Here is a 20,632-nt window from a genome sequence, read left to right on the forward strand (position 1 = left end):
GGGGTGGTGTCTTCCAGTCCGGACCTCAGATGATGCAGCCAGGGTCCTCAATGCCCAGCTGCCCCTTGATGGCGCAGCTGATCATCCAGGGCAGCATCGCCACGGTGATCAGACTCATGGCCGGCAACTGGGTGACCCCACCAGAGCCTGAGGAGTTCATGACATCGACCTCTTGTCGGGTCTGAGCCATCGCAGATGGTGTGCTGAGCGCTGAGAAAGAGAGGGCAGCGGCCATTCCCACGGCCAGCATCTGCTTCGGGATCCTCATGTTGAAGGCCTTTCCGTTGTTCGGGGTTTGGCGGAACCGGTTTGCTGCCAGCCGCCACCCCTGGGGTGGTGATCTTCACGCTATCCGGCCCTCCTGCCTCCCCTGGCGCTCAGCAAGGAAGATTTAGCAGATTGTTACTCTTTCGGACCTTCCCCCTTCCACATCCACGCAGTGTTTTAGGGGGTGTCCGATCCTGGCGATAGACTGGGCCACCGTGAGCGCTCAACCTGACCCCCAATCCACCGAAGCCCTACTGAACACCGCCGTGACGGCACTCGGTGGTGCCCGCCGTGAGGGCCAGGTCGCCATGGCCAAGGCCGTGACAAAAGCCCTGGACAGCGAACGCCACCTGGCGGTTCAGGCCGGCACCGGCACCGGCAAATCACTGGCCTACCTGGTGCCCGCCATCAAACACGCCCAGGCCAATAAAGAAGCGGTGATCGTCTCCACCGCCACCATCGCGCTGCAACGCCAGCTGGTCAACCGGGACCTGCCCCGCCTCGCGGAAGCCCTGGAGCCGGTCCTGCCGCACAAACCCAGCTTCGCCATCATGAAGGGCCGTTCCAACTACGTCTGCCTGAACAAAATCGGCCGGGCCGAAACCGAGTCGGAAGACTCCCTGATCCCCGAGGAGGACCTCTCCTGGCTGGGCAAACACGTGGTCCGAATCAACGAATGGGCCCAGGACACCGACACCGGTGACCGCGATGACCTGGAACCAGGGGTCCCCGACCTCGCCTGGAAACAGGCTTCCGTCACCGCCCAGGAATGCCTCGGCGCCTCCCGCTGCCCCCACGGCGAGGAATGCTTCGCCGAACTGGCCAAGGCCAAGGCCCGGGAAGCCGATGTGGTGGTCACCAACCACGCACTGCTGGCCATTGACGCCCTGGCCGACACCAATATCCTCCCCGAGCATGATGTGGTCATCGTTGACGAGGCCCATGAACTCGATGGCCGCATCACCGCCGTGGCCACCGCCGAGATTTCCGCCAGCACCCTCAAACTCTCCGCCAAGCGCGCCGGGAAACTCGGTGCGGAGGGTCGGGATGAGCGGCTCACCGAGCTGGCCGAGGACTGGGAGAAAACCCTGGCGGCACTGCCGGAGGGACGTTGGGAGGACCTTGATGAGTCCATCAAGTCCCAGTTGGTGGCCGTCCGGGATGGCCTGTGGTCGGTGCGTGAGACCATCGGCCGCCCCGTGGAGGGTGAGGCCGCCAATGATCCGGAGAGGTTCGCTGAACGCCAGAACCTGAGCAACCACCTGCAGGAGCAGCATGATGCCATCGTGCGCATCCTGGAGGTCTTCGCCGAATCAGATGCCGCCAAACAGCAGGACGTGGTCTGGTTGCGCCGCGATGAACGCCGCAGCGAGAGTTTCACCGCGCTGACCGTGGCTCCCCTTTCGGTGGCCGGGCTGCTCAACACCCGACTTTTCGCCGAGAACACCGTGGTTCTGGCCTCCGCCACATTGACCATCGGCGGCAACTTCGATGCCATGGCCGCCAGCTGGGGGTTGTCCAAGGGAACCTGGGATTCCCTGGATGCCGGAACCCCCTTTGATCCCCGCAAGTCCGGGATCCTCTACACCGCCCGGCATCTGCCCCAGCCCGGCCGGGATGGACTACCCCAGGAGACCCTGGATGAGATCCATGATCTGGTCATGGCCGCCGGGGGCCGTACCCTCGGGCTCTTCTCCTCTAAACGGGCCGCGGTCCAGGCCACCGAGGAGATGCGCAAGCGGCTCCCCTTCGATGTGCTCTGCCAGGGTGATGATTCCACCGGTGCGCTGGTGAAGAAATTCTCCCAGTCCGAGAACACCTGCCTCTTCGGCACCCTCACCCTCTGGCAGGGTGTGGATGTCCCGGGCCGTTCCCTCTCCCTGGTGCTGATCGACCGCATCCCCTTCCCCCGCCCCGATGATCCCCTGCTCCAGGCCCGCAAGGAAGCCGCCGACGCGGAGGGCCGCAATGGTTTCATGGAGGTCGCCGCCACCCACGCTGCCCTGCTCATGGCCCAGGGTGCGGGCCGACTGCTACGCAGTGTGGATGACCGCGGGGTGGTTGCCGTCCTGGACAACCGTCTGGTGACCAAGCGTTATGGCAGTTTCCTGCGGGCCTCGATGCCGAATTTCTGGACCACCACCGATGGTGAGGTCACCCGGGGTGCCCTGAAGCGGCTCACCGCCCGCTGATCGCTTATCGACGCCCCCTGCTCCCACAAGGGGCAGGGGGTCAGATTCGCCCGGGGAGGGCGAAAACCGTCTTCGAGTTCGGTGCCACCTCAGTGAAACCGGCATCATGGACCGCCACGGCATCCGGGTGTTCCGAAAGACGGTGAAAAAGAGCGGTGTCCACCTCAAGCACATGCAGCCCGAAGTCCCGCTCCGCCCAGCGCCGCACCCACATGAAGTCCCGGTGTGCTGCCAGCAGCATGGAGGCATGCCCCACCTGGGCGGCCGCCTTGCCGGTGGTCATGGCCAGGCCGGCGTCGATGTAGATCCGCGGGAGATCACCACTGTGGGCGGGCATCTCCACTGGTTCGGTGGCTGGCAGCTCAGTACCTGAGATCTGCAGTTTCCTGATCTCCGGGGGCACCTCGGACACCGCACTCGGCACAAAGGCCCGGGCCTGGGCGCCGCCCACCTCGACGGTCACCCCGGGTAACTGCTGGACCATCTCCCAGCTCTTGTTCCGGGCGCGGCGGGTGACCTTCCGGATGAGGTGGTCGTACCAGTTCTCCAGGCTGGCCCGGAACTCCGGGTCAGTGCTGACCCGGGGATCGAGACAGACCTTGAGCACCGCGACCGCTGCGGCTTCCAACAACTCATCCCGCTGGGGTGGGGTGGCCTTGGGGATGTGCAATGCGATCTGCATCGCCTGCACCGTCTCCGGGCGATCCGGGTCCTCACCCCGTGGGCGGTCAGAGACCCGCGCCGCGAGAAGAGAATGCGCCAGCTTCAGCTGGGGTTCGTCGATCATCTAGCTCTGCTCGAGCCACACCCGACGGTAGGTGCCGTCCTCCAGGTCGGAGGCCTCGATCTCCTCACGCGGGATACCCAGCATGTAGAGCACCTCATCGAGGAAGGGGTGGTTCACCGAGGTGTCGGCGATCTCCTTCAGTGCCGGCTTGGCGTTGAAGGCGATGCCCAAGCCCGCCGCGGAGAGCATGTCGATGTCGTTGGCGCCATCCCCCACAGCCACGGTCTGGAACATCTTCAAGCCGGATTCCTCAGCGAACTCGGCCAGGAGACGGGCCTTGGCGGCACGATCCACAATCTCACCGATGACCCGGCCGGTGAGCTTACCGTCGACGATCTCCAGGGTGTTGGCCCGGGCATGGTCGATCTGCAGGTCCTCGACCAGGCCATCCAGAACCTGGATGAAACCGCCCGAGACCACAGCGGTGGTGTAACCCATCCGCTTCAGGGTACGGATGGTGGTGCGGGCACCCGGGGTCAGCTCAATCTCCTTGGCGACCTCCGCGATGACGGACTCATCCAGACCCGCCAGCGCCTTAACCCGTTCCCGCAGGGACTCCTCGAAATCCAGCTCGCCGCGCATCGCACGCTCAGTGACCGCGGCGACCTCAGCCTCACGGCCGGCATAGGCGGCGAGCATCTCAATGACCTCCCCGGTGATCAGGGTGGAGTCACAGTCGAAGCAGACCAGACGCTTGGAACGGCGCAGCAGTCCGGCACGCTCAATGGCGATGTCCACACCCAGCTCCGGAGTCAGCGCGGCAAGCGCCTTACGCAGTGCCTGGCCGCCACCCGGCTCGGTGTTGGCCACGGTGATCTTCAGTTCCAGGCCGGTGACCGGATAATCCGCGATGCCCCGGATCTTGTCGATATTGGCGTCATAGTTCGCCAGCACCTGGCCGACGCGGGACACGTCCTCCGCATTGACCGGGTTACCCAGGATGACCAGAACGTGGCTGGAACGCGGGCGGGCGGAGATGATCTCCTCCTCCAGCTCAATGGTCGCCTTCTGGCCATAGCCCTTGAGGGTCTCGGTCACCCCCTCGGTGAGGAGATCCACCCGGGTGCTGTCGACACCGACATAGGCGGCCAGGGACATGTGCCCCCGGAATACGGACTGCTCAACATCGAGCAGCTGGACATCATGGGCGGAGAGCACCCTGAAGAAAGCGGCGGAGACACCGGGCCGGTTACGCCCCGTCACCGTGATGACCGCAGGGGTCAGTCCTTCACGCAGTGCGACGGAGAACTCGCCGCTATGATCCTGTTCAACTATCTCATTAAGTGTCACGCTTTTAGATTCTTCCATGTTGAGTTAAATATGCACGACAAAACCCCCGGGTGAGGGACACCCAGGGGTTGTGTCTTAGTCAGGGAACAAGAGTCCTGTTAGGCGTCGCCGCGGACCTCTGCAGGGGTCGGCGACTGCGTCTTCTCGGCACGTGCATCGTGCTTGGTGACGTGTGCCTCGGTACGCATGCGCTCCACCATGTGCGGGTAGTGCAGCTCGAACGCGGGGCGCTCAGAGCGGATACGCGGCAGGGAAACGAAGTTGTGGCGCGGGGGCGGGCAGGAGGTGGCCCACTCCAGGGAGTTGCCGTAGCCCCAGGGATCGTCGACGGTGACAACCTCGCCGTAGCGCCAGGACTTGAAGACATTCCAGATGAAGGGAATGACGGACAGTCCCAGGATGAAAGCGGCAACCGTGGAGATCTGGTTGAAGAGGGTGAAACCGTCGGAATCCAGGTAGTCGGCGTAACGACGCGGCATACCCATGTTGCCCAGCCAGTGCTGGATCAGGAAGGTGCCGTGGAAACCGATGAAGGTGAGCCAGAAGTGGATCTTACCCAGACGCTCATCCAGCATACGACCGGTCATCTTCGGGAACCAGAAGTAAACACCGGCGTAGGAAGCGAACACCACGGTACCGAAGAGGGTGTAGTGGAAGTGCGCAATCAGGAAGTAGGAGTCAGCCAGGTGGAAGTCCAGCGGCGGGGCGGCCAGCATGATGCCGGTCAGACCACCGAAGAGGAAGGTTCCCATGAAGCCGACCGCGAAGATCATCGGGGTCTCCCAGGAGATGTGGCCCTTCCACATGGTGCCCACCCAGTTGAAGAACTTCACGCCGGTCGGAACGGCGATCAGGAAGGTCATGAAGGAGAAGAAGGGCAGCAGCACCGCGCCGGTGACGAACATGTGGTGCGCCCACACCGCCATGGACAGTGCACCGATTGCCAGGGTTGCGAAGACCAGGCCGATGTAGCCGAACATCGGCTTACGGGAGAAGACCGGGATGATCTCGGAGATGATGCCGAAGAAGGGCAGCGCCAGGACATAAACCTCGGGGTGGCCGAAGAACCAGAACAGGTGCTGCCACAGGATGGCGCCACCGTTGGCGGGGTCGTAGATGTGGCCACCGAGCTTACGGTCATAAAGGACACCCAGAGCTGCGGCAAGCAGCAGCGGGAAGATCAGCAGGGCGATCACGGAGGTGACGAAGATGTTCCAGGTGAAGATCGGCATGCGGAACATGGTCATACCGGGAGCACGCAGGCACAGGATGGTGGTCAGCATGTTGATCGCGGAAGCGACAGTACCGATACCGGCCAGGCCAACGCCCAGGATCCACAGGTCCGCGCCCACACCCGGGGTGTGGATCTTATCGGACAGCGGGGAGTACATGGTCCAGCCGAAGTCGGCGGCACCGCCCGGAGTCAGGAAACCGGACAGCATCAGAAGTCCGCCGACGCCGGTGATCCAGAAACCGAAGGAGTTCAGACGTGGGAAAGCCACATCCGGGGCACCGATCTGCAGCGGCAGCACGAAGTTGGCGAAGCCCCAGACGATCGGGGTGCCATACGCCAGAAGCATGATGGTGCCGTGCATGGTGAAGAGCTGGTTGAACTGCTCATTGGACAGGAACTGCAGACCCGGCGTGAAAAGCTCCGCACGGATCAGCAGTGCCATCAGACCACCGATGAAGAAAAACATGAAGGACATGATGATGTACATGATGCCCAGCTGTTTATGGTCGGTAGTGGTGAGCATGAGCCAAGCCTTCGAGCCCTTGCGCGCATGCCCAGTCGGTGTAGGCCTTGTCGGCTCGACGTAATCGTCAAGCCTCGGCGCCACAGCGGTCATAGATTCCTCCTGACTACGAGACAACCCTGCGAAGATCAGGGCCGTCCAAGTTTTACACCGCCTTATCTTAAAGGAAGCGTAAGAATTTTTTCCAGCCACGGGGGGCCGGAGACAGAACCGAGTCTAACGGCGAATCCCGAGTTCAGGTAGTTGACCATACCCCCAGCGGCCTTCCCACTGGCGGTTCCGGAGCCCCGCCCACCCTTCAGGTGATTGGCATCACACCGGACTTTTCCAAAACACCGGAAAACATCATGAGCAACAGCAGCAACATACCCCCGGTATGTATCAACCTAAAGGTTGACTGGTCAGCCTCATCGGCACACCCCCTGAGGTTGGGGCCCTCCCCCATCACCGAAAGGCCAGGGGACATCCGGACAAGCAGCGGCCGGAAATGATTCAAGGCACACAACCCCAGCTGGGGCGGTGCGCCTTGAAAGGAAGCTAATTCGGGGTACTAGAAGTCCCAGTCATCATCGGTGGTGCTTTCAGCCTTGCCGATGACATAGGAGGAGCCGGAGCCCGAGAAGAAGTCGTGGTTCTCATCGGCATTCGGAGAGAGTGCGGAGAGGATCGCCGGCGACACCTTGGTCTCATCGGCCGGGAAGAGGCCCTCATAACCGAGGTTGTTCAGCGCCTTGTTGGCGTTGTAGCGCAGGAAGCGCTTGACATCCTCAGTCCAGCCGAGCTCATCATAGAGATCCTCGGAGTACTGGGTCTCATTCTCGTAGAGGTCATAGAGCAGATCGAAGGCGTACTGCTTGAGCTCCTCGCGACGCTCCGGAGTCTCATTCTCCAGCGCCTTCTGATACTTATAGCCCACGTAGTAACCGTGCACAGCCTCATCACGGATGATAAGGCGGATGATGTCGGCGGTGTTGGTCAGCTTCGCATGCGAGGACCAGTACATCGGCAGGTAGAAACCGGAGTAGAAGAGGAAGGACTCTAGCAGCACGGAGGCGATCTTGCGCTTCTGCGGATCTTCACCCTCATAGTAGGAGAGGATGATCTTCGCCTTGCGCTGGAGGTTCTCATTCTCCTCGGACCAGCGGAAGGCGTCATTGATCTCCGGGGTGGCGGCCAGGGTCATGAAGATATTGGAGTAAGACTTGGCGTGCACCGACTCCATGAAGGCGATGTTGGTGTACACCGCCTCCTCATGCATGGTCTTGGCATCCGGGAGCAGCGCAACCGCGCCGACAGTGCCCTGAATGGTGTCCAGCAGGGTCAGGCCGGTGAAGACACGCATCGTGGCCCGCTTCTCGACCTCGGTCAACGTCTTCCAGGTCTTGACGTCATTGGAGACCGGAACCTTTTCCGGGAGCCAGAAGTTCGAGGTCAGGCGATCCCAGACCTCAAGGTCCTTCTCATCGGTGATCTCGTTCCAGTTGATGGCCTCAACGGGCTTCGGGTTGGCCTCGAGATAAGGCGTGTATCCATCCTGCGGGGCAGAATCATCGGACATTAAATCTATTCCCCTTATTCACAAAAGTGGTGGCCCGACGAAATGCCGGGGCCATTACTCCCTGAAATCCTAGCCGAAACCCCAGGCGTTCCACTCCCGCCCCAGAAAGCCCCACTAAAGCGCAGTTTCGGGACCGCCAGAAACAAGTCCTGGGCGTTGAACCCCCTTCGGCACGCAGGTCCGAATCACTGCCAAAGAGGAGAAGGTGGGGTGTTCCGGATAACTTTTCCATAATGTGATCAATCCGCTCACGCTTTAAGAAAGATGAGCCACATCATGACACCCAATGTCCGAAACCGGCTCTGGAGTGCCCAAAAATTGCCCATCAGAAGCCCTGTAGAGCAAATCCTATTGGACAGCCAAACCTAAGTTTGGATAGCATTGCCCGATAATTCTGTCAAAAAAGGCACTTAAGCTGGCCTTACCTTAGATGACACCTGACCTTTTCTCCCCTAGAATTCATTGCATGACCATCCACGAAGAATTCCAGCAGGCCCTCAACGAGCAGATCAGTGCAGAGCTCGAAGCCTCCCTCGTCTACCTCCAGCTTTCCTACGCTCTTGACGACCTTGGCCTGGTCGGCATGCGTGACTGGATGAAGGCTCAGTACAAGGAGGAGCAGCAGCACGCCGCCAGGTTCGCCGAACACCTGCTCGACCGCGACGTTCTGCCCCAGATCGGCAACATCTCCGCCCCGATCATCAAGATCGAGTCCGCCGTCGAAGCTTTCGAGGCCGCCTTCAACCACGAGAAGATGATCTCCGAGCGCATCCGTCGTCTCGCCGAGCTTCAGATCACCCACAAGGACTACGATTCCCGTCCGCTCATCGACTGGTTCCTCCAGGAGCAGATCCAGGAAGAGGCCACCATCGATGAGATCCTCGACCGCCTGAAGATTGTCGGCAACTCCGGCTCCGGCCTGCTGCGCATCGATAGCGAGCTCGGCGACCGCTAAAGCCCGGCAATGGTACTCCCTCGATTTTCCTGAATCCCCTCGGGCCTTACCCGAGGGGAGTACTATTATAGTTATTAACTAACCTGGATAAATTTCACAGTTGGAATTACTCCGAGGTATCCGCTGTGCCGCAGCAGATACCGGGGAATACTCCAGACTGTCAGCCCTAATATCCAGGTTCTTTCTAGTAGAGGAGAATCCTATGACGAGCCCCCGTCATGGTTCTGCCGTCCCACTCCTGGACAGTGTCCTGGATCGGCTGGGCCGGGAGATCATTCAGGGAGTCCTTCCTGAAGGAAAGACTTTCACCCTTCAGGATCTCAGCCAAAGATTCGACATCTCCCGCACCGTCGCCCGAGAAGCCATGCGTGCCCTGGAGCAGCTGGGGCTCGTCTCCTCCTCTCGGCGCGTGGGCATCACCGTTCAGCCCCGGTCCAGCTGGGTCGTGTTCAATGAGTCGATCATCGGTTGGCGCCTGGAATGCGAGGCAGAACGCCGCGGCCAGCTCCGTTCTCTCAATGAGCTGAGAATCGGCATCGAGCCGGTGGCCGCCCGTCTTTGTTCGGAGCAGGCATCCCCCGCTGACCGGATCAGGCTGGTGCAGATCGCCGAGGAACTGGCCGAACTGGGGCACTCCGGAAAGGGCGCCTCCGAGGAGTTCCTGGAATTGGACATCGCCTTCCACAGCAGGCTGCTGGAGGCCTCCGGCAATGAGATGTTCATGGCGCTGATCCCCTCGGTGACCAGTGTGCTCCGGGGGCGTACCGTCTTCGGCCTGCAACCGGATAATCCGGAAGAGGAAACCCTGGACTTGCATCTCCGGCTAGCCCTGGCCATCCAATCCGGAGATGGGGCCGCTGCCGAGAAATTCTCTCAGAAGCTGCTCCAGGAAGTTCGTGAGTTCCTCTCCCCGGAAAGCCACTGAGCCGCCCCGGTAGATTATCTGCAACCCGGGACCCCGGGGGACGCAGAAACAACGCCGCCCACATGATCAACAGGATCATGTGGGCGGCGTTGTGGGTTGTGCCGAGGGGGCGTCGCTAAGCACAGCCGGCCACTCCCCCACCCCGGCAGTTCCGGGATGAGGATGTCTTGGTGGTTCAGGCGGGCGGACCCCGAGGAGAGCCCCGCCCGGCAACCCTTCAGAAAGGCTGTTTCAGCCGTTCCGAGGGCTTAGAGGGTGCAGCTGACGCATCCCTCAATTTCGGTGCCTTCCAGGGCCATCTGGCGCAGGCGGATGTAGTACAGGGACTTGATGCCCTTGCGCCAGGCGTAGATCTGGGCCCGGTTGATGTCACGGGTGGTGACGGTGTCCTTGAAGAAGAGGGTCAGGGAGAGACCCTGATCGACGTACTTGGTGGCCACCGCATAGGTGTCGATGACCTTCTCGTAGCCGACCTCATAGGCGTCCTGGAAGTAGGCGCGGTTCTCGTTGTCCAGGTGCGGAGCCGGGTAGTAGACGCGGCCGATCTTACCTTCCTTGCGGATCTCGATCTGGGAGGCGATCGGGTGGATCGAGGAGGTCGAGTTGTTGATGTAGGAGATCGAGCCGGTCGGGGGGACCGCCTGGAGGTTGCGGTTGTACAGGCCGTACTTCATGACATCGGCCTTGAGCTGTGCCCAGTCCTCGGCACTCGGGGTCTCGATGGAGGACTCAGCGAAGATCTGCTTGACCTTCTCCGTGGTGGGGGCGAACTCAGCCGGATCATAACGGTCGAAGAAGGTCCCGGAGGCGTATTCCGAGGTCTCGAAGCCGCCGAAGGTGGTGCCACGTTCCCGGGCGATCTTGTTGGAGGCACGGATCGCCTGGTACATGACTGCCGCGAAGTAGGCGTTGGTGAAGTCCAGGCCTTCCTCCGAGCCATAGTAGATGTGCTCGCGGCCGAGATAACCGTGCAGGTTCATCTGGCCCAGGCCGATGGCGCGGGAGGCTTCATTGCCCACCCGGATGGAGGGCACGGAGTCGATGGAGGTCTGCTCGGTCACGGCGGTCAGGCCACGGATCGAGGTCTCGATGGTCTGGGCGAAGTCCGGGGAGTCCATCGTCATGGCAATGTTGAGGGAACCCAGGTTGCAGGAGATGTCCTCACCGATCTCCTCGTAGGTCAGGTCCTCATGGTAGGTGGAGGGCGTGTTGACCTGGAAGATCTCGGAGCAGAGGTTGGACATGTTGATCCGGCCCTCGATCGGGTTGGCGCGGTTCACGGTGTCCTCGTACATGATGTAGGGGTAACCGGACTCGAACTGCACCTCCGCCAGGGTCTGGAAGAACTGTCGGGCGTTGATCTTGGTCTTGCGGATCCGGTCGTCCTCGACCATCTCGTCGTAGAGCTCGGTGACCGAGATATCACCGAAGGGCTTGCCGTAGATGCGCTCGACATCATAGGGCGAGAAGAGGTACATGTCGTCGTTGCGACGTGCCAGATCGAAGGTGATGTCGGGGATGACCACACCGAGGGAGAGGGTCTTGATGCGGATCTTCTCATCGGCGTTCTCACGCTTGGTGTCCAGGAAGGACATGATGTCCGGGTGGTGGGCGTTGAGGTAGACCGCGCCGGCACCCTGGCGGGCACCGAGCTGGTTGGCGTAGGAGAAGGAATCCTCCAGCAGCTTCATCACCGGAATGACACCGGAGGACTGGTTCTCGATCTTCTTGATCGGGGCGCCGGCCTCACGCAGGTTGGAGAGCAGCAGGGCGACACCGCCGCCGCGCTTGGACAGCTGCAGGGCGGAGTTGATGGCGCGGCCGATGGACTCCATGTTGTCCTCGATGCGCAGCAGGAAGCAGGAGACGGGCTCGCCGCGCTGTGCCTTACCGGAGTTCAGGAAGGTCGGGGTGGCGGGCTGGAAACGCCCACTCATGATCTCGTCGACGAGGTTCTCGGCGAGCTCCTTATCGCCGGCGGCCAGGGTCAGTGCGACCATGCAGACGCGGTCCTCGAAGCGCTCCAGGTAGCGGCTGCCGTCGAAGGTCTTCAGGGTGTAGGAGGTGTAGTACTTGTAGGCGCCCAGGAAAGTCTTGAAACGGAACTTGTGTGCGTAGGCGCGCTTGAAGAGTGCCTTGATGAACTCGAACTCATAGGGCTCGAGGACCTCAGGCTCGTAGTAGTTGTTCTCAACCAGGTAGTTCAGCTTCTCCCGCAGGTTGTGGAAAAACACGGTGTTCTGGTTGACGTGCTGCAGGAAGTACTGCCGGGCAGCCATCCGGTCCTTGTCGAACTGAATCCGGCCGTCCTCATCGTAGAGGTTGAGCAGGGCGTTCAGTGCGTGATAGTCCAGATCCATCGGCTTTATGGACTCAACAACAGCGGTTTCCTGGGGAGACACGTTTTGGCACCTTTCGATGTGCTTTAGAACTTTTAGTGCTTAAGTTATGAGGGCTCAGGGGCGGGGTTTCCGGGGGGATACTCCGGCAATTCTAGGAACCACTCACCGACTCTGCCACAGCCGGGTCCGCAAGGGGCTCCAGGCCGAGGGCTTCGGCGTTGTCAACCAGGCCGGAGCGGAAGACCCGGACGTCCTCGTCATTGCCCATCAGCTCGAAACGGTAGACATAGGGCACCTTGCACTTGGCGGAGATGATCTCCCCGGCCAGCCCGTAATCAGAGCCGAAGTTGGTGTTTCCACCGGCGGCGACCGCCCGGATGAAGCTGCGGTTGTGCTCGTTATTGAGGAAACGGATGACCTGGGGCGGCACCGGCCGGGAATTCTGGTGGGTCATACCGGCTCCCCCACCATAGGTGGGGCAGACAAGAACATAGGGTTCATTGACCACCAGGGGTTCGTCTTCCCGATACAAGGGGATCCGCGCGGCGGGCAGATCCAATTTGTCCACGAAGCGCCGCGTGTTCTCCGTTACGGAGGAGAAGTACACGACCAACACTTCGATCACTTCCCTTCAACTGAGAAAACCGCCCGAAAATCAAGCGGCGGCGTGGGGGGTGGGGACAGCAGGTAGCAGGTGCTTGGCGACGCCCCGCGGCTGCCGCAGCTGTCCCCGGGGTCCGGATCAGGCTCCGGCGCGGGGTGGCGTGACTTTAGGCGGCCTGGGTGGCCAGCTCGCGGATGCGCTCCGGGCGGAAGCCAGACCAGTGCTTGCCGTTGACCTCAACGACCGGGGCCTGGAGGTAACCGAGGGCCAGGACATAGTCACGGGCCTCATCGTCAAGGCTGATGTCGACGGCCTCGTACTCAAGGCCGGCGCGATCCAGTGCCTTCTTGGTGGCGTTGCACTGCATGCAGGCGGGCTTGGTGTAGAGAGTGATTGCCATGGGTGATTCCGTCCTCTGGTTAGCGCTGGGGCACTGAGTAATTCCGGCCAGGAAATGTTTGAGTGGTATCGGCAGACTTCAAGTTCAGCGGCTATTCCGCAGGTTCTGCCGTACCTTCCTGGCGACACATCCGACACTATACTTTGTGCCCAGTTACCGCAAACGACACTACATGTAGTAGTTACACCGATGGAATTCCCAGGATGACAGCCGGCCCGGGACTACATCTAGCCCCTGCCTCAGAGACCTCCCCGGAGCCTTGAAATAACAATCCTGTCATTTCCGCAGGAACGCGGATTTCCCGTTATCCAATCGTTATATTACCCCGCCAACCCCCCTGTCGATAAGGCATTGCCAAGCGCACAGGAGTGCGGAGTGTGAACCCCTGAGGACCCCCAGGCAAGCCGAAAGCCACCCACCCCAAAAAGGGATGGATGGCTTAGGGGGAAACCGTTATCTTAACCCTGACGGGCCTTGAAACGCGGCTCCTTCTTGTTGATCACGAAAACCTTACCGTGGCGACGCACAACCTGGGCGCCCGGCTTGTTCTTCAGCGACCGAAGTGACTTACGAACCTTCATCGGGCGCTCCTTTCTTTCTGCGCGAAGTTGAATCTTGCGACTGGGTTAACTTTTCATTGGCCTATGACTCGAGTCCGGATAAATCCGGCGAATTCACAGCCATGACACGAGGGGAAATGTTACCCCAGCTCACCCCAAAACCACAAAAGCCCTTTTCCTTCACCCGGCGAAGCGCCGGAAATACTCATCTAGAGTGGGTACATGTCTGCTCACTCTGACTCACTCCAGTCCCAGATCATCGCCGCCCTCCACGTCCGACCTGACATAGATCCGGGCGAGGAGGTGTCCACCCGGGTGCGCTTCCTCGCCGACTATCTCCGCAGCACCGGACTGCAGGGCTTCGTCCTGGGCATCTCCGGTGGGCAGGACTCGACCCTGGCTGGCCGACTGGCACAGCTGGCGGTGGAACAGATCCGGGCGGAGGGCGGCCAGGCTGCGTTCTGGGCGGCGCGTCTGCCGCATGGGGTGCAGGCTGATGAGGATGATGCCCGTCAGGCTCTGAAGTTCATCAACCCCGACCATGAGGCCACGGTCAATGTCCAGACCGCCACCACCGCCATCGCCGGCGAGGTGGCCGCCACCCTCGACCAACCGACCCTGGGGGATTTCAACCGGGGCAATGTCAAGGCCCGCCAACGGATGATCGCCCAGTACGCCCTGGCCGGGGAAAAGGGACTGCTGGTGATCGGCACCGATCATGCCGCCGAGAACCTCACCGGATTCTTCACCAAACATGGCGATGGCGCTGCGGACCTGACGCCCCTGGCCGGGCTGAACAAGCGCCAGGGCGTGGCGTTGCTGCGCCACCTCGGTGCCCCGGCGCCGCTCTGGGAGAAGGTGCCCACCGCCGATCTGGAGGATGATCGCCCCGCCCTGCCCGATGAGGTCGCCCTCGGGGTCTCCTATGAGCACATCGATGACTACCTCGAAGGCAGAGAGGTGCCCCCCGCCGCCCGGGAGCGGTTGGAGCACCTCTGGCGGATCGGACAGCACAAGCGGCACCTGCCAGCTGCCCCGCAGGACAGCTGGTGGCGCGCCTAGCTGTTGCGCAGGGCGTCGATAAGCTCCTGCTTGTTCATCGTGGAGCGGCTTTCGATCTCTAGCTCGCGGGCACGTTCCTTGAGTTCCTCAACAGTCCAGTCATCATAGGAGCCGGCCTCACCGCCTTTGCGGCCCACCTCCTCCCGGGAGGTCTTGGCTGCCGCATTGGCTATCCTGGCGGCCTTGCCCTTGCTGGCACCATCCTCCCGCAGCTCTTCGTAGAGCTCCTTGTCCTTGACGCTCGGTCCGGGATCTTCCTTCTTCTTCTCGGCCATGCTGTTCCACCTCACTGGGAGATCTGGGGGGTTCCCGTTAACGATGAGGATACCCCTCAACCAGGGAGCAACTCCAGGGTTTTCCGGGCCGCGTTCATGAGCGCCGGGGCATAACCCGCCCCGTGGGTCAGGGTATGCACCGCCAGGGGGTGCAACTGATGCACCGCAGTGAACTCCAACCACCCCGCGGGCAGGGCGGTGATCTCCTGATACCCGGCGCGGATCTCAGCCAGATGAGGTGCGCCGAAGAGGTCGAGCATCGCCAGGTCGGTCTGGGGGTGCCCGCCGTGCGCGGCCGGGTCGATGAACACCGGCCCCTGTTCCCCGAAGAGCAGGTTGCCGGCCCAGAGGTCACCGTGGATCCGGGCCGGGGTGATGTCCCACTCCCCCGTGCTTATCGACGTCGCAGCCCGCTCCACCAGCTCCAGCCCGGCTGGGCTGAGGTTGCCGCGCCGCTGCGCGGCCCGGGCGAAGGGCAGCACGCGCTGCTGCGCATAGAACTGCCCCCAGTGTGCGGTGGGGGTGCACTCCTGGCGTTGAGTGCCGATATAGTTCGGCCCCTCCCAGCCGGCGGGTGGGCTACCGAAGGCAGGCGCCCCGGCGCGGTGGATCAGGGCCAGTTCCCGGCCTGCCCGGCGGGCGGCCTCTGGGCTGGGGCGCACCGTATGGATATTGATGGTCTCCAGGCAGTTTCCGGTCACCGCATGAACCCTGGCCACCGCTTCACTGGCTTCCCTCAGCCAGCGCAGTCCGGCGGCCTCAGCTTCAGCTGAGTGGGGCTCAGCTGGACATTTGCGGAAGGTCTCGACCATGGGGAGAACTTTAGTAGCGCTCCGGCTCCTCGGCGATGGGGAAGGAACGACCGCTGATCTCCGTGGCGCTGATACGCACGTAGTTGTACTTCAGGGTCGGTGCCCAGGGCTTCAGCGGAAGGGAGTCCGCGAAGTGGATGTCCGCTGCGGAGGTGAGGATCTCAGCCTTACCCTTGACCACCACGGACCAGGCGAAACCATCCTTGACCTCATCTGCCTCGAAGAGCACATCGGGGTTGAGGTTGACGGTGAAGAGCTTATTGCCCTCGGCGGTACGCAGGTAGATGCGTCCCTCATCATCGAGGACGTAGTTCACCGGGAAGATGTCCATGTCCTCGCTGCGGCGCACCACGATGCGGCCCAGCTCCACGGAGCCCAACTTCGCACGGCATTCTTCGGGGGTCAGCTTCTGGAAAACAGCGTCATTGGTAGTCATACCTCTATTATCCCCCTTTCCGCAGGTCTGGGGGAGATTTCCGGAACACCACCCACCGGCCTGAGGGTCACTGCAGGGCAGATCTCCCCGTTGCAGGGGAAAAGGTGAGGGAGTTCACGGAAGGTTCGGGGTGGTTTTGGGCACCTCATCTTCACCGCGGGTTGCAGCGGGATCGGGGCAGGAATTACCCACCCGCCCTTTTTCCCTTAACCTGGCCACATGATTGCGCAGATCCGTCGCGTCGCACAGCGCGCCACCCTCTTCTCCCAGATCCGTCAGGAAATCTTCCAGGAATGGCTCACTGAGCAGCTGGGTGACTACAACTACTTCATCGACCTGGACCAGCAGGCCTGCTCCTTCAACAGTAAGGAGCACAGCCCCACCGGCACCACCGAGATCCTCAGCGAGCCTTTCCTCCTGGCCACCATCGCCGTGGATCCGCCCACCCTGCGCTGGGGTTTCGCTGAGGCGCATGAGTCGGAGACCGGGCCGAACCCGGCGGCCCGGGGGATCCGCCAATTCGGCCTGCAGCAGAATCTCGAGGCTTTCAGCACCCCGGAATTCTCACATGAGCTCACTTCTAAGTCTTCGGATCCGGAGGAACTGAAGGCGCAGCTGAGCGCCCTGGGCGATGATCTGGGGCAGGGCGCGGTGGAGATCTTCGGTCCAGCCATTCTCTATTCCGTGGTTCCCACCGGCACCGCCGGTTCCTGCGCGGTTTATCTGCACAGCAACTTCTCCCAGAACCCGCCGGGCACCGAGTTCGGGGATGTGGTTACCAGGCTGCCCCGGCTGCTCCCCGACTGTGATGACATCGGCTGGTCCCTGGCGGGGCTGTCGCATCTGTTGGGCTGGCGTTTCGAGGCGCTCCCCTCCCCCGACACCTGGTTGCTGGTCAGCGAGGATGCTCAGCTTCTGCAGATCGGGGTGGAGTATGACGAGCAGGGCCAGCTGAACAATATTCAGCTGAAATCCTGAGCCGGTTCAGCTGCTGAGCCATATCTGAGACGTTCATGCTGCCCTCACTTCGAGTGGCGGCAGCGTGAATGGGGCCGGGTCGAAGGGCCTGACAATGAGAAAACCTCCACCCCTGGATCTCTCTAAGATCCGGAGTGGAGGTTTTCCCTATCCGTGGAGCTAAGGGGATTCGAACCCCTGACCCCCACACTGCCAGTGTGGTGCGCTACCAGCTGCGCCATAGCCCCTTATTTAATTTGTGTGACCCACCATGAATGGAGATCACAGTGGAGCTAAGGGGATTCGAACCCCTGACCCCCACACTGCCAGTGTGGTGCGCTACCAGCTGCGCCATAGCCCCTTGAAACAACTCCTATGAAGATACACGTAGACTTCAATACACACCAAATCCGCTGGTAGAAGTCCTGCCGGTGAGTAGGGGCCGGAATGCTCCGGGGAGGGCGAACAACCCCTGCCCCCACCGCTGGCTCCGAAACTTTTCGCGGAGATTTTCGACTCTCCCCGGGGGCCCTCCCCCAGACCCTCACCAATGACGACCCGAGCAGAAAAACCGGGGGTCCCTGCACCAGCTGTCGCCGACCCGAGGACCCCCGGTATCTCCCCGAGAGGTGGGAATTAACCCTGCTTGGCGATCTCCACCCAGGCCTGAATGTTGTCCTCGGCAATGTCCTTGCCATCCTGGAGGACCCGCGGGGAGGAGAGCGATCCGGTCTCCTCCTGCAGGTAGGTGCCGTTGGCATCACCGATGGTGGCGGCCTGCTCCATGAACTCACCGTTCTCGATGGCGCTGACAACCTCCTCGGAGGCACCCATGGCGCCGGCCGCAGCAGCATAATCCTCATCGCTCCACTGGTTGGCGATCTCGCTCTGCTCCTCCAGCAGGAGGCTGCGGTAGTTCCAGTAGAGGTCGGCGTCACCGTACTCCAGGGTGGCCAGGGAAGCAGCCAAGGCGCGGTGGGAGTTACCGCTGGCATTGTCACGATCCAGGAAGTGCAGCGGCTGGACATGAACCACCAGCTCACCACCCTCGACAGCATCCTTCATCTGCCCGTCAGTGGCGATCGCCAGCTGGGAGCAGTAGGAGCAGCTGAAGTCCTCGAAGAGGTTGGCGGAAGGGGTGCCCTCAGTGGCGGAGTCCGCCTTGAGGATGACTGCATCACCATCCAGTTCCGCCTCGAACTGCACATCCTGGAACTCACGCTCAGCGATCCATTCCGTCTTGGCATCCTTACCGGAGTAGACGATATAGCCGACGACGATGACCGCGATGACCAGAACGGCCACGATCGCCCAGATGAACCCGTTGCTCTTCTCATTGGGCGACTTGATCTTGTTACTCACTGTGCACCTTGCTGTCTCTCGGTTCTGGGGGTGGGGGTTCAATTCCCTTCCTGCCCCGGGGAATTGCTCCCCTTATGATTCAACGTTTCCGACTTTATCCGATTTAATGGCCACGTCACAGATCAGAAAGACGCAATCCCGGCCACCACCTGGGTAACCGGGATCCGCCATCCCACCATCATCCTCGACCGGCCCCTCACACCAGAGGCATCGGGCCAGCTGAGCCGGGGGGTTCTAGCCGCCCAGCACCTGGGAGACCACAGCCTGGGCCTCAGCCTGAACCTGCTTGAGGTGATCTTCCCCACGGAAGGACTCCGCGTAGATCTTGTACTTGTCCTCGGTGCCGGAGGGACGGGCCGCGAACCAGGCGTTTTCGGTGGTGACCTTCAGCCCACCGATGGCGGCACCATTGCCCGGTGCCTCGGTCAGCTTGGCGGTGATCGCCTCGCCGGCCAGCTCGGTGGCGGTGACCTGCTCCGGGGAGAGCTTCTTCAGCAGCGCCTTCTGCTCCCGGTTGGCGGGGGCGTCGGTACGCGCATAAGCCGGGGCCCCGAACTCCTCAGCCAGCTCGGCATAGCGCTGTGAGGGGGTCTTTCCGGTGGTGGCGGTGATCTCCGCGGCCAGCAGGTCGAGGATGAGCCCGTCCTTGTCGGTGGACCAGACGGTGCCGTCATGACGGAGGAAGGAGGCTCCGGCGGATTCCTCGCCACCGAAACCGACGGAACCGTCGACCAGACCGGGAACAAACCACTTGAATCCGACCGGCACCTCATTGAGGCGACGACCCAGCTTGGCCACCACGCGGTCAATCATGGAGGAGGAGACCAGGGTCTTGCCCACTGCGGTGTCGGAACCCCAGTTCGGGCGGTTGGCGAAGAGGTATTCGATGGCCACGGCCAGGTAGTGGTTCGGGTTCATCAGACCGGCATCCGGGGTGACGATGCCGTGGCGGTCGGCGTCGGCATCATTGCCGGTGGCGATATCGTACTTGTCACGGTTGGCGATGAGGGAAGCCATGGCGTTCGGGGAGGAGCAGTCCATGCGGATCTTGCCGTCAGTGTCCAGGGTCATGAAACGGAAGGTGGCGTCCACCAGGGGGTTGACCACCGTCAGGTTCAGGCCGTGGGTCTCGGCAATCGCACCCCAGTAATCCACCGAGGCACCACCCATCGGGTCAGCGCCGATGGACAGGCCGGAATTCCGGATGACATCCAGGTTGAGGACACTGGGCAGGTCCTTGACGTAGTTGTTCAGGAAGTCATGGCGCCCGGCGCGCTCATCGAGCACCCCGGAGACGGAGGTGCGGCGGATGTCCTTGAGGTCCTCCCGCAGCAGCTCATTGGCGCGCTCGGCGATCCAGTCGGTGGCGTCGGTGTCAGCCGGCCCACCGCTCGGGGGGTTGTACTTGAAACCACCGTCGCGGGGCGGGTTGTGGGAGGGGGTGATGACGATCCCGTCGGCGTGCCGGACGGGCCCACCGTGGGTGCCCCCGCTGAGGCCGGCGTTGTGGGTGAGGATGGCGTGGGAGATCGCCGGGGTTGGGGTGTAGCGGCCCGCGGCGTCGACAAGCACCTCAACATCGTTGGCCAGCAGGACCTCGAGGGCGGAGACCATGGCCGGTTCAGAGAGGGCGTGGGTGTCGCGGCCGATGTAGACCGGCCCGCCGATGCCCTGTGCGCGACGGTAGTCCACGATGGCCTGGGTGGTGGCCAGGATGTGGTTCTCATTGAAGGCGCTGTCCAGGGAGGAGCCGCGGTGACCGGAAGTACCGAAGGACACCTGCTGGTCCGGGTTCGCCACATCCGGGGTGCGGGTGTAGTACGCGGTTACCAGTTCGGCGATGTCAATCAGGTCCTCGGGGCGGGCGGGCTGGCCGGCGCGGTCATGAGCCATGGAACTCTCCTTCAATACAGGTGCTGCGGTAGAACAATGGGTCCTAGTTTCCTTCCCCATCATTCCCCGAAATGGACCTTTCCGCAGGCGGCATCGGGGGCAACCGGCACCCCCACCGCCCGGACCCTTCGGACACCTGGCGCAGGGGACGTGTCCGCAGCTGCAAGGAAGTCTCTCCCTGGGATCCCGGCGCAGTGG

19 protein-coding genes and 2 tRNA genes are annotated in these 20,632 nt (G+C 62.0%); 5 read left to right on the forward strand and 16 right to left on the reverse strand.

All coding sequences use genetic code 11. The annotated features are described in order from the left end of the window. Positions 1–25: 25 nt before the first annotated feature. Complete coding sequence (locus tag COCCU_RS11160) at positions 26–268, reverse strand: hypothetical protein (RefSeq protein ID WP_156231571.1); 243 nt, start codon at positions 266–268, stop codon at positions 26–28. 214 nt (positions 269–482) lie between these two features. Between COCCU_RS11160 and COCCU_RS11165 the strand changes: the two genes are divergently transcribed. Next, a complete protein-coding gene (locus tag COCCU_RS11165) occupies positions 483–2,459 on the forward strand; it encodes an ATP-dependent DNA helicase (protein ID WP_231598757.1) in 1,977 nt (658 codons plus the stop codon). A gap of 40 nt (positions 2,460–2,499) precedes the next feature. Here the strand turns inward: COCCU_RS11165 and COCCU_RS11170 are convergent, their stop codons facing one another. The 4 genes from COCCU_RS11170 to nrdF all read right to left on the reverse strand — a co-directional run bounded on the left by COCCU_RS11170 (position 2,500) and on the right by nrdF (position 7,851). After that, positions 2,500–3,246, reverse strand: coding sequence for an aminoacyl-tRNA hydrolase (locus COCCU_RS11170; RefSeq protein ID WP_156231572.1), 747 nt, complete (start codon positions 3,244–3,246; stop codon positions 2,500–2,502). Next, on the reverse strand, positions 3,247–4,536 hold the full coding sequence (gene serB / locus COCCU_RS11175; protein ID WP_407924140.1) for a phosphoserine phosphatase SerB: 1,290 nt from the start codon (positions 4,534–4,536) through the stop codon (positions 3,247–3,249). Positions 4,537–4,634: 98 nt separating this feature from the next. Next, entirely contained in the window at positions 4,635–6,386 is a 1,752-nt protein-coding gene (gene ctaD, locus COCCU_RS11180; protein WP_156231574.1) for an aa3-type cytochrome oxidase subunit I, read from the reverse strand. Positions 6,387–6,843: 457 nt separating this feature from the next. Beyond that, a complete protein-coding gene (nrdF, locus tag COCCU_RS11185; RefSeq protein ID WP_156231575.1) occupies positions 6,844–7,851 on the reverse strand; it encodes a class 1b ribonucleoside-diphosphate reductase subunit beta in 1,008 nt (335 codons plus the stop codon). A 466-nt stretch (positions 7,852–8,317) separates the two neighbouring features. Between nrdF and COCCU_RS11190 the strand changes: the two genes are divergently transcribed. Then, the gene (locus COCCU_RS11190) at positions 8,318–8,806 is read left to right on the forward strand and encodes a ferritin (RefSeq protein WP_156231576.1); all 489 of its coding nucleotides are present in this window, start codon (positions 8,318–8,320) and stop codon (positions 8,804–8,806) included. A gap of 202 nt (positions 8,807–9,008) precedes the next feature. After that, positions 9,009–9,731 carry a FadR/GntR family transcriptional regulator gene (locus COCCU_RS11195; protein WP_156231577.1) on the forward strand — a complete coding sequence of 241 codons (723 nt, stop codon included), beginning with the start codon at positions 9,009–9,011 and terminating at the stop codon, positions 9,729–9,731. A 248-nt stretch (positions 9,732–9,979) separates the two neighbouring features. Here the strand turns inward: COCCU_RS11195 and nrdE are convergent, their stop codons facing one another. From nrdE to ykgO, 4 genes are all read right to left on the reverse strand, one after another. Further along, positions 9,980–12,091, reverse strand: coding sequence for a class 1b ribonucleoside-diphosphate reductase subunit alpha (gene nrdE, locus COCCU_RS11200; protein ID WP_156232823.1), 2,112 nt, complete (start codon positions 12,089–12,091; stop codon positions 9,980–9,982). Between the two features lie 133 nt (positions 12,092–12,224). Then, positions 12,225–12,689 (reverse strand): class Ib ribonucleoside-diphosphate reductase assembly flavoprotein NrdI, encoded by a 465-nt coding sequence (nrdI, locus tag COCCU_RS11205; RefSeq protein WP_156232825.1) that lies wholly within the window; start codon positions 12,687–12,689, stop codon positions 12,225–12,227. 154 nt (positions 12,690–12,843) lie between these two features. Continuing rightward, on the reverse strand, positions 12,844–13,077 hold the full coding sequence (nrdH, locus tag COCCU_RS11210) for a glutaredoxin-like protein NrdH (RefSeq protein WP_156231578.1): 234 nt from the start codon (positions 13,075–13,077) through the stop codon (positions 12,844–12,846). Between the two features lie 458 nt (positions 13,078–13,535). Continuing rightward, positions 13,536–13,658, reverse strand: coding sequence for a type B 50S ribosomal protein L36 (ykgO, locus tag COCCU_RS11215; RefSeq protein ID WP_018341343.1), 123 nt, complete (start codon positions 13,656–13,658; stop codon positions 13,536–13,538). 201 nt (positions 13,659–13,859) lie between these two features. Here ykgO and nadE point away from each other — a divergent pair, with 201 nt between their 5' ends. Continuing rightward, the gene (gene nadE, locus COCCU_RS11220; RefSeq protein WP_156231579.1) at positions 13,860–14,699 is read left to right on the forward strand and encodes an ammonia-dependent NAD(+) synthetase; all 840 of its coding nucleotides are present in this window, start codon (positions 13,860–13,862) and stop codon (positions 14,697–14,699) included. Here nadE and COCCU_RS11225 read toward each other — a convergent pair. From COCCU_RS11225 to COCCU_RS11235, 3 genes are read right to left on the reverse strand one after another with little or no spacing between them, the layout of a single operon-like run. After that, positions 14,696–14,974, reverse strand: a complete 279-nt coding sequence (locus COCCU_RS11225) for a DUF7218 family protein (protein WP_156231580.1) — start codon at positions 14,972–14,974, stop codon at positions 14,696–14,698. The two genes, nadE and COCCU_RS11225, sit on opposite strands and share 4 nt — an antisense overlap. 56 nt (positions 14,975–15,030) lie before the next feature. Next, on the reverse strand, positions 15,031–15,786 hold the full coding sequence (locus tag COCCU_RS11230; protein ID WP_156231581.1) for a fructosamine kinase family protein: 756 nt from the start codon (positions 15,784–15,786) through the stop codon (positions 15,031–15,033). Between the two features lie 10 nt (positions 15,787–15,796). Further along, positions 15,797–16,222, reverse strand: a complete 426-nt coding sequence (locus COCCU_RS11235) for a pyridoxamine 5'-phosphate oxidase family protein (RefSeq protein WP_156231582.1) — start codon at positions 16,220–16,222, stop codon at positions 15,797–15,799. A gap of 219 nt (positions 16,223–16,441) precedes the next feature. On the opposite strand from COCCU_RS11235, the gene COCCU_RS11240 reads away from it, so the two are divergent. After that, complete coding sequence (locus COCCU_RS11240; RefSeq protein WP_156231583.1) at positions 16,442–17,200, forward strand: DUF6882 domain-containing protein; 759 nt, start codon at positions 16,442–16,444, stop codon at positions 17,198–17,200. Between the two features lie 154 nt (positions 17,201–17,354). Here COCCU_RS11240 and COCCU_RS11245 read toward each other — a convergent pair. The 4 genes from COCCU_RS11245 to pgm form a co-directional block, all read right to left on the reverse strand. After that, a tRNA-Ala gene (locus COCCU_RS11245) sits at positions 17,355–17,427 on the reverse strand. A 40-nt stretch (positions 17,428–17,467) separates the two neighbouring features. Further along, positions 17,468–17,540, reverse strand: a tRNA-Ala gene (locus COCCU_RS11250). 275 nt (positions 17,541–17,815) lie between these two features. After that, positions 17,816–18,541: a DsbA family protein gene (locus COCCU_RS11255; protein WP_156231584.1), complete on the reverse strand. Its 726-nt coding sequence runs from the start codon at positions 18,539–18,541 to the stop codon at positions 17,816–17,818. 234 nt (positions 18,542–18,775) lie between these two features. Continuing rightward, a complete protein-coding gene (gene pgm / locus COCCU_RS11260; RefSeq protein WP_156231585.1) occupies positions 18,776–20,434 on the reverse strand; it encodes a phosphoglucomutase (alpha-D-glucose-1,6-bisphosphate-dependent) in 1,659 nt (552 codons plus the stop codon). Positions 20,435–20,632 lie beyond the last annotated feature (198 nt).

Source organism: Corynebacterium occultum, assembly GCF_009734425.1.
In the GTDB taxonomy this organism is placed as follows: domain Bacteria; phylum Actinomycetota; class Actinomycetes; order Mycobacteriales; family Mycobacteriaceae; genus Corynebacterium; species Corynebacterium occultum.

What these genes read in the sequence shown, in the direction of transcription:
- COCCU_RS11195 (WP_156231577.1), top strand. Translation starts at nt 9,009, where the DNA reads ATGACGAGCCCCCGTCATGGTTCTGCCGTCCCACTCCTGGACAGTGTC.
- nrdH (WP_156231578.1), bottom strand. Translation starts at nt 13,077, where the DNA reads ATGGCAATCACTCTCTACACCAAGCCCGCCTGCATGCAGTGCAACGCC.
- COCCU_RS11160 (WP_156231571.1), bottom strand. Translation starts at nt 268, where the DNA reads ATGAGGATCCCGAAGCAGATGCTGGCCGTGGGAATGGCCGCTGCCCTC.
- COCCU_RS11190 (WP_156231576.1), top strand. Translation starts at nt 8,318, where the DNA reads ATGACCATCCACGAAGAATTCCAGCAGGCCCTCAACGAGCAGATCAGT.
- COCCU_RS11235 (WP_156231582.1), bottom strand. Translation starts at nt 16,222, where the DNA reads ATGACTACCAATGACGCTGTTTTCCAGAAGCTGACCCCCGAAGAATGC.
- nrdF (WP_156231575.1), bottom strand. Translation starts at nt 7,851, where the DNA reads ATGTCCGATGATTCTGCCCCGCAGGATGGATACACGCCTTATCTCGAG.
- ctaD (WP_156231574.1), bottom strand. Translation starts at nt 6,386, where the DNA reads ATGACCGCTGTGGCGCCGAGGCTTGACGATTACGTCGAGCCGACAAGG.
- COCCU_RS11240 (WP_156231583.1), top strand. Translation starts at nt 16,442, where the DNA reads ATGATTGCGCAGATCCGTCGCGTCGCACAGCGCGCCACCCTCTTCTCC.
- COCCU_RS11225 (WP_156231580.1), bottom strand. Translation starts at nt 14,974, where the DNA reads ATGGCCGAGAAGAAGAAGGAAGATCCCGGACCGAGCGTCAAGGACAAG.
- nrdE (WP_156232823.1), bottom strand. Translation starts at nt 12,091, where the DNA reads ATGGATCTGGACTATCACGCACTGAACGCCCTGCTCAACCTCTACGAT.
- ykgO (WP_018341343.1), bottom strand. Translation starts at nt 13,658, where the DNA reads ATGAAGGTTCGTAAGTCACTTCGGTCGCTGAAGAACAAGCCGGGCGCC.
- COCCU_RS11170 (WP_156231572.1), bottom strand. Translation starts at nt 3,246, where the DNA reads ATGATCGACGAACCCCAGCTGAAGCTGGCGCATTCTCTTCTCGCGGCG.
- nadE (WP_156231579.1), top strand. Translation starts at nt 13,860, where the DNA reads ATGTCTGCTCACTCTGACTCACTCCAGTCCCAGATCATCGCCGCCCTC.
- COCCU_RS11230 (WP_156231581.1), bottom strand. Translation starts at nt 15,786, where the DNA reads ATGGTCGAGACCTTCCGCAAATGTCCAGCTGAGCCCCACTCAGCTGAA.
- pgm (WP_156231585.1), bottom strand. Translation starts at nt 20,434, where the DNA reads ATGGCTCATGACCGCGCCGGCCAGCCCGCCCGCCCCGAGGACCTGATT.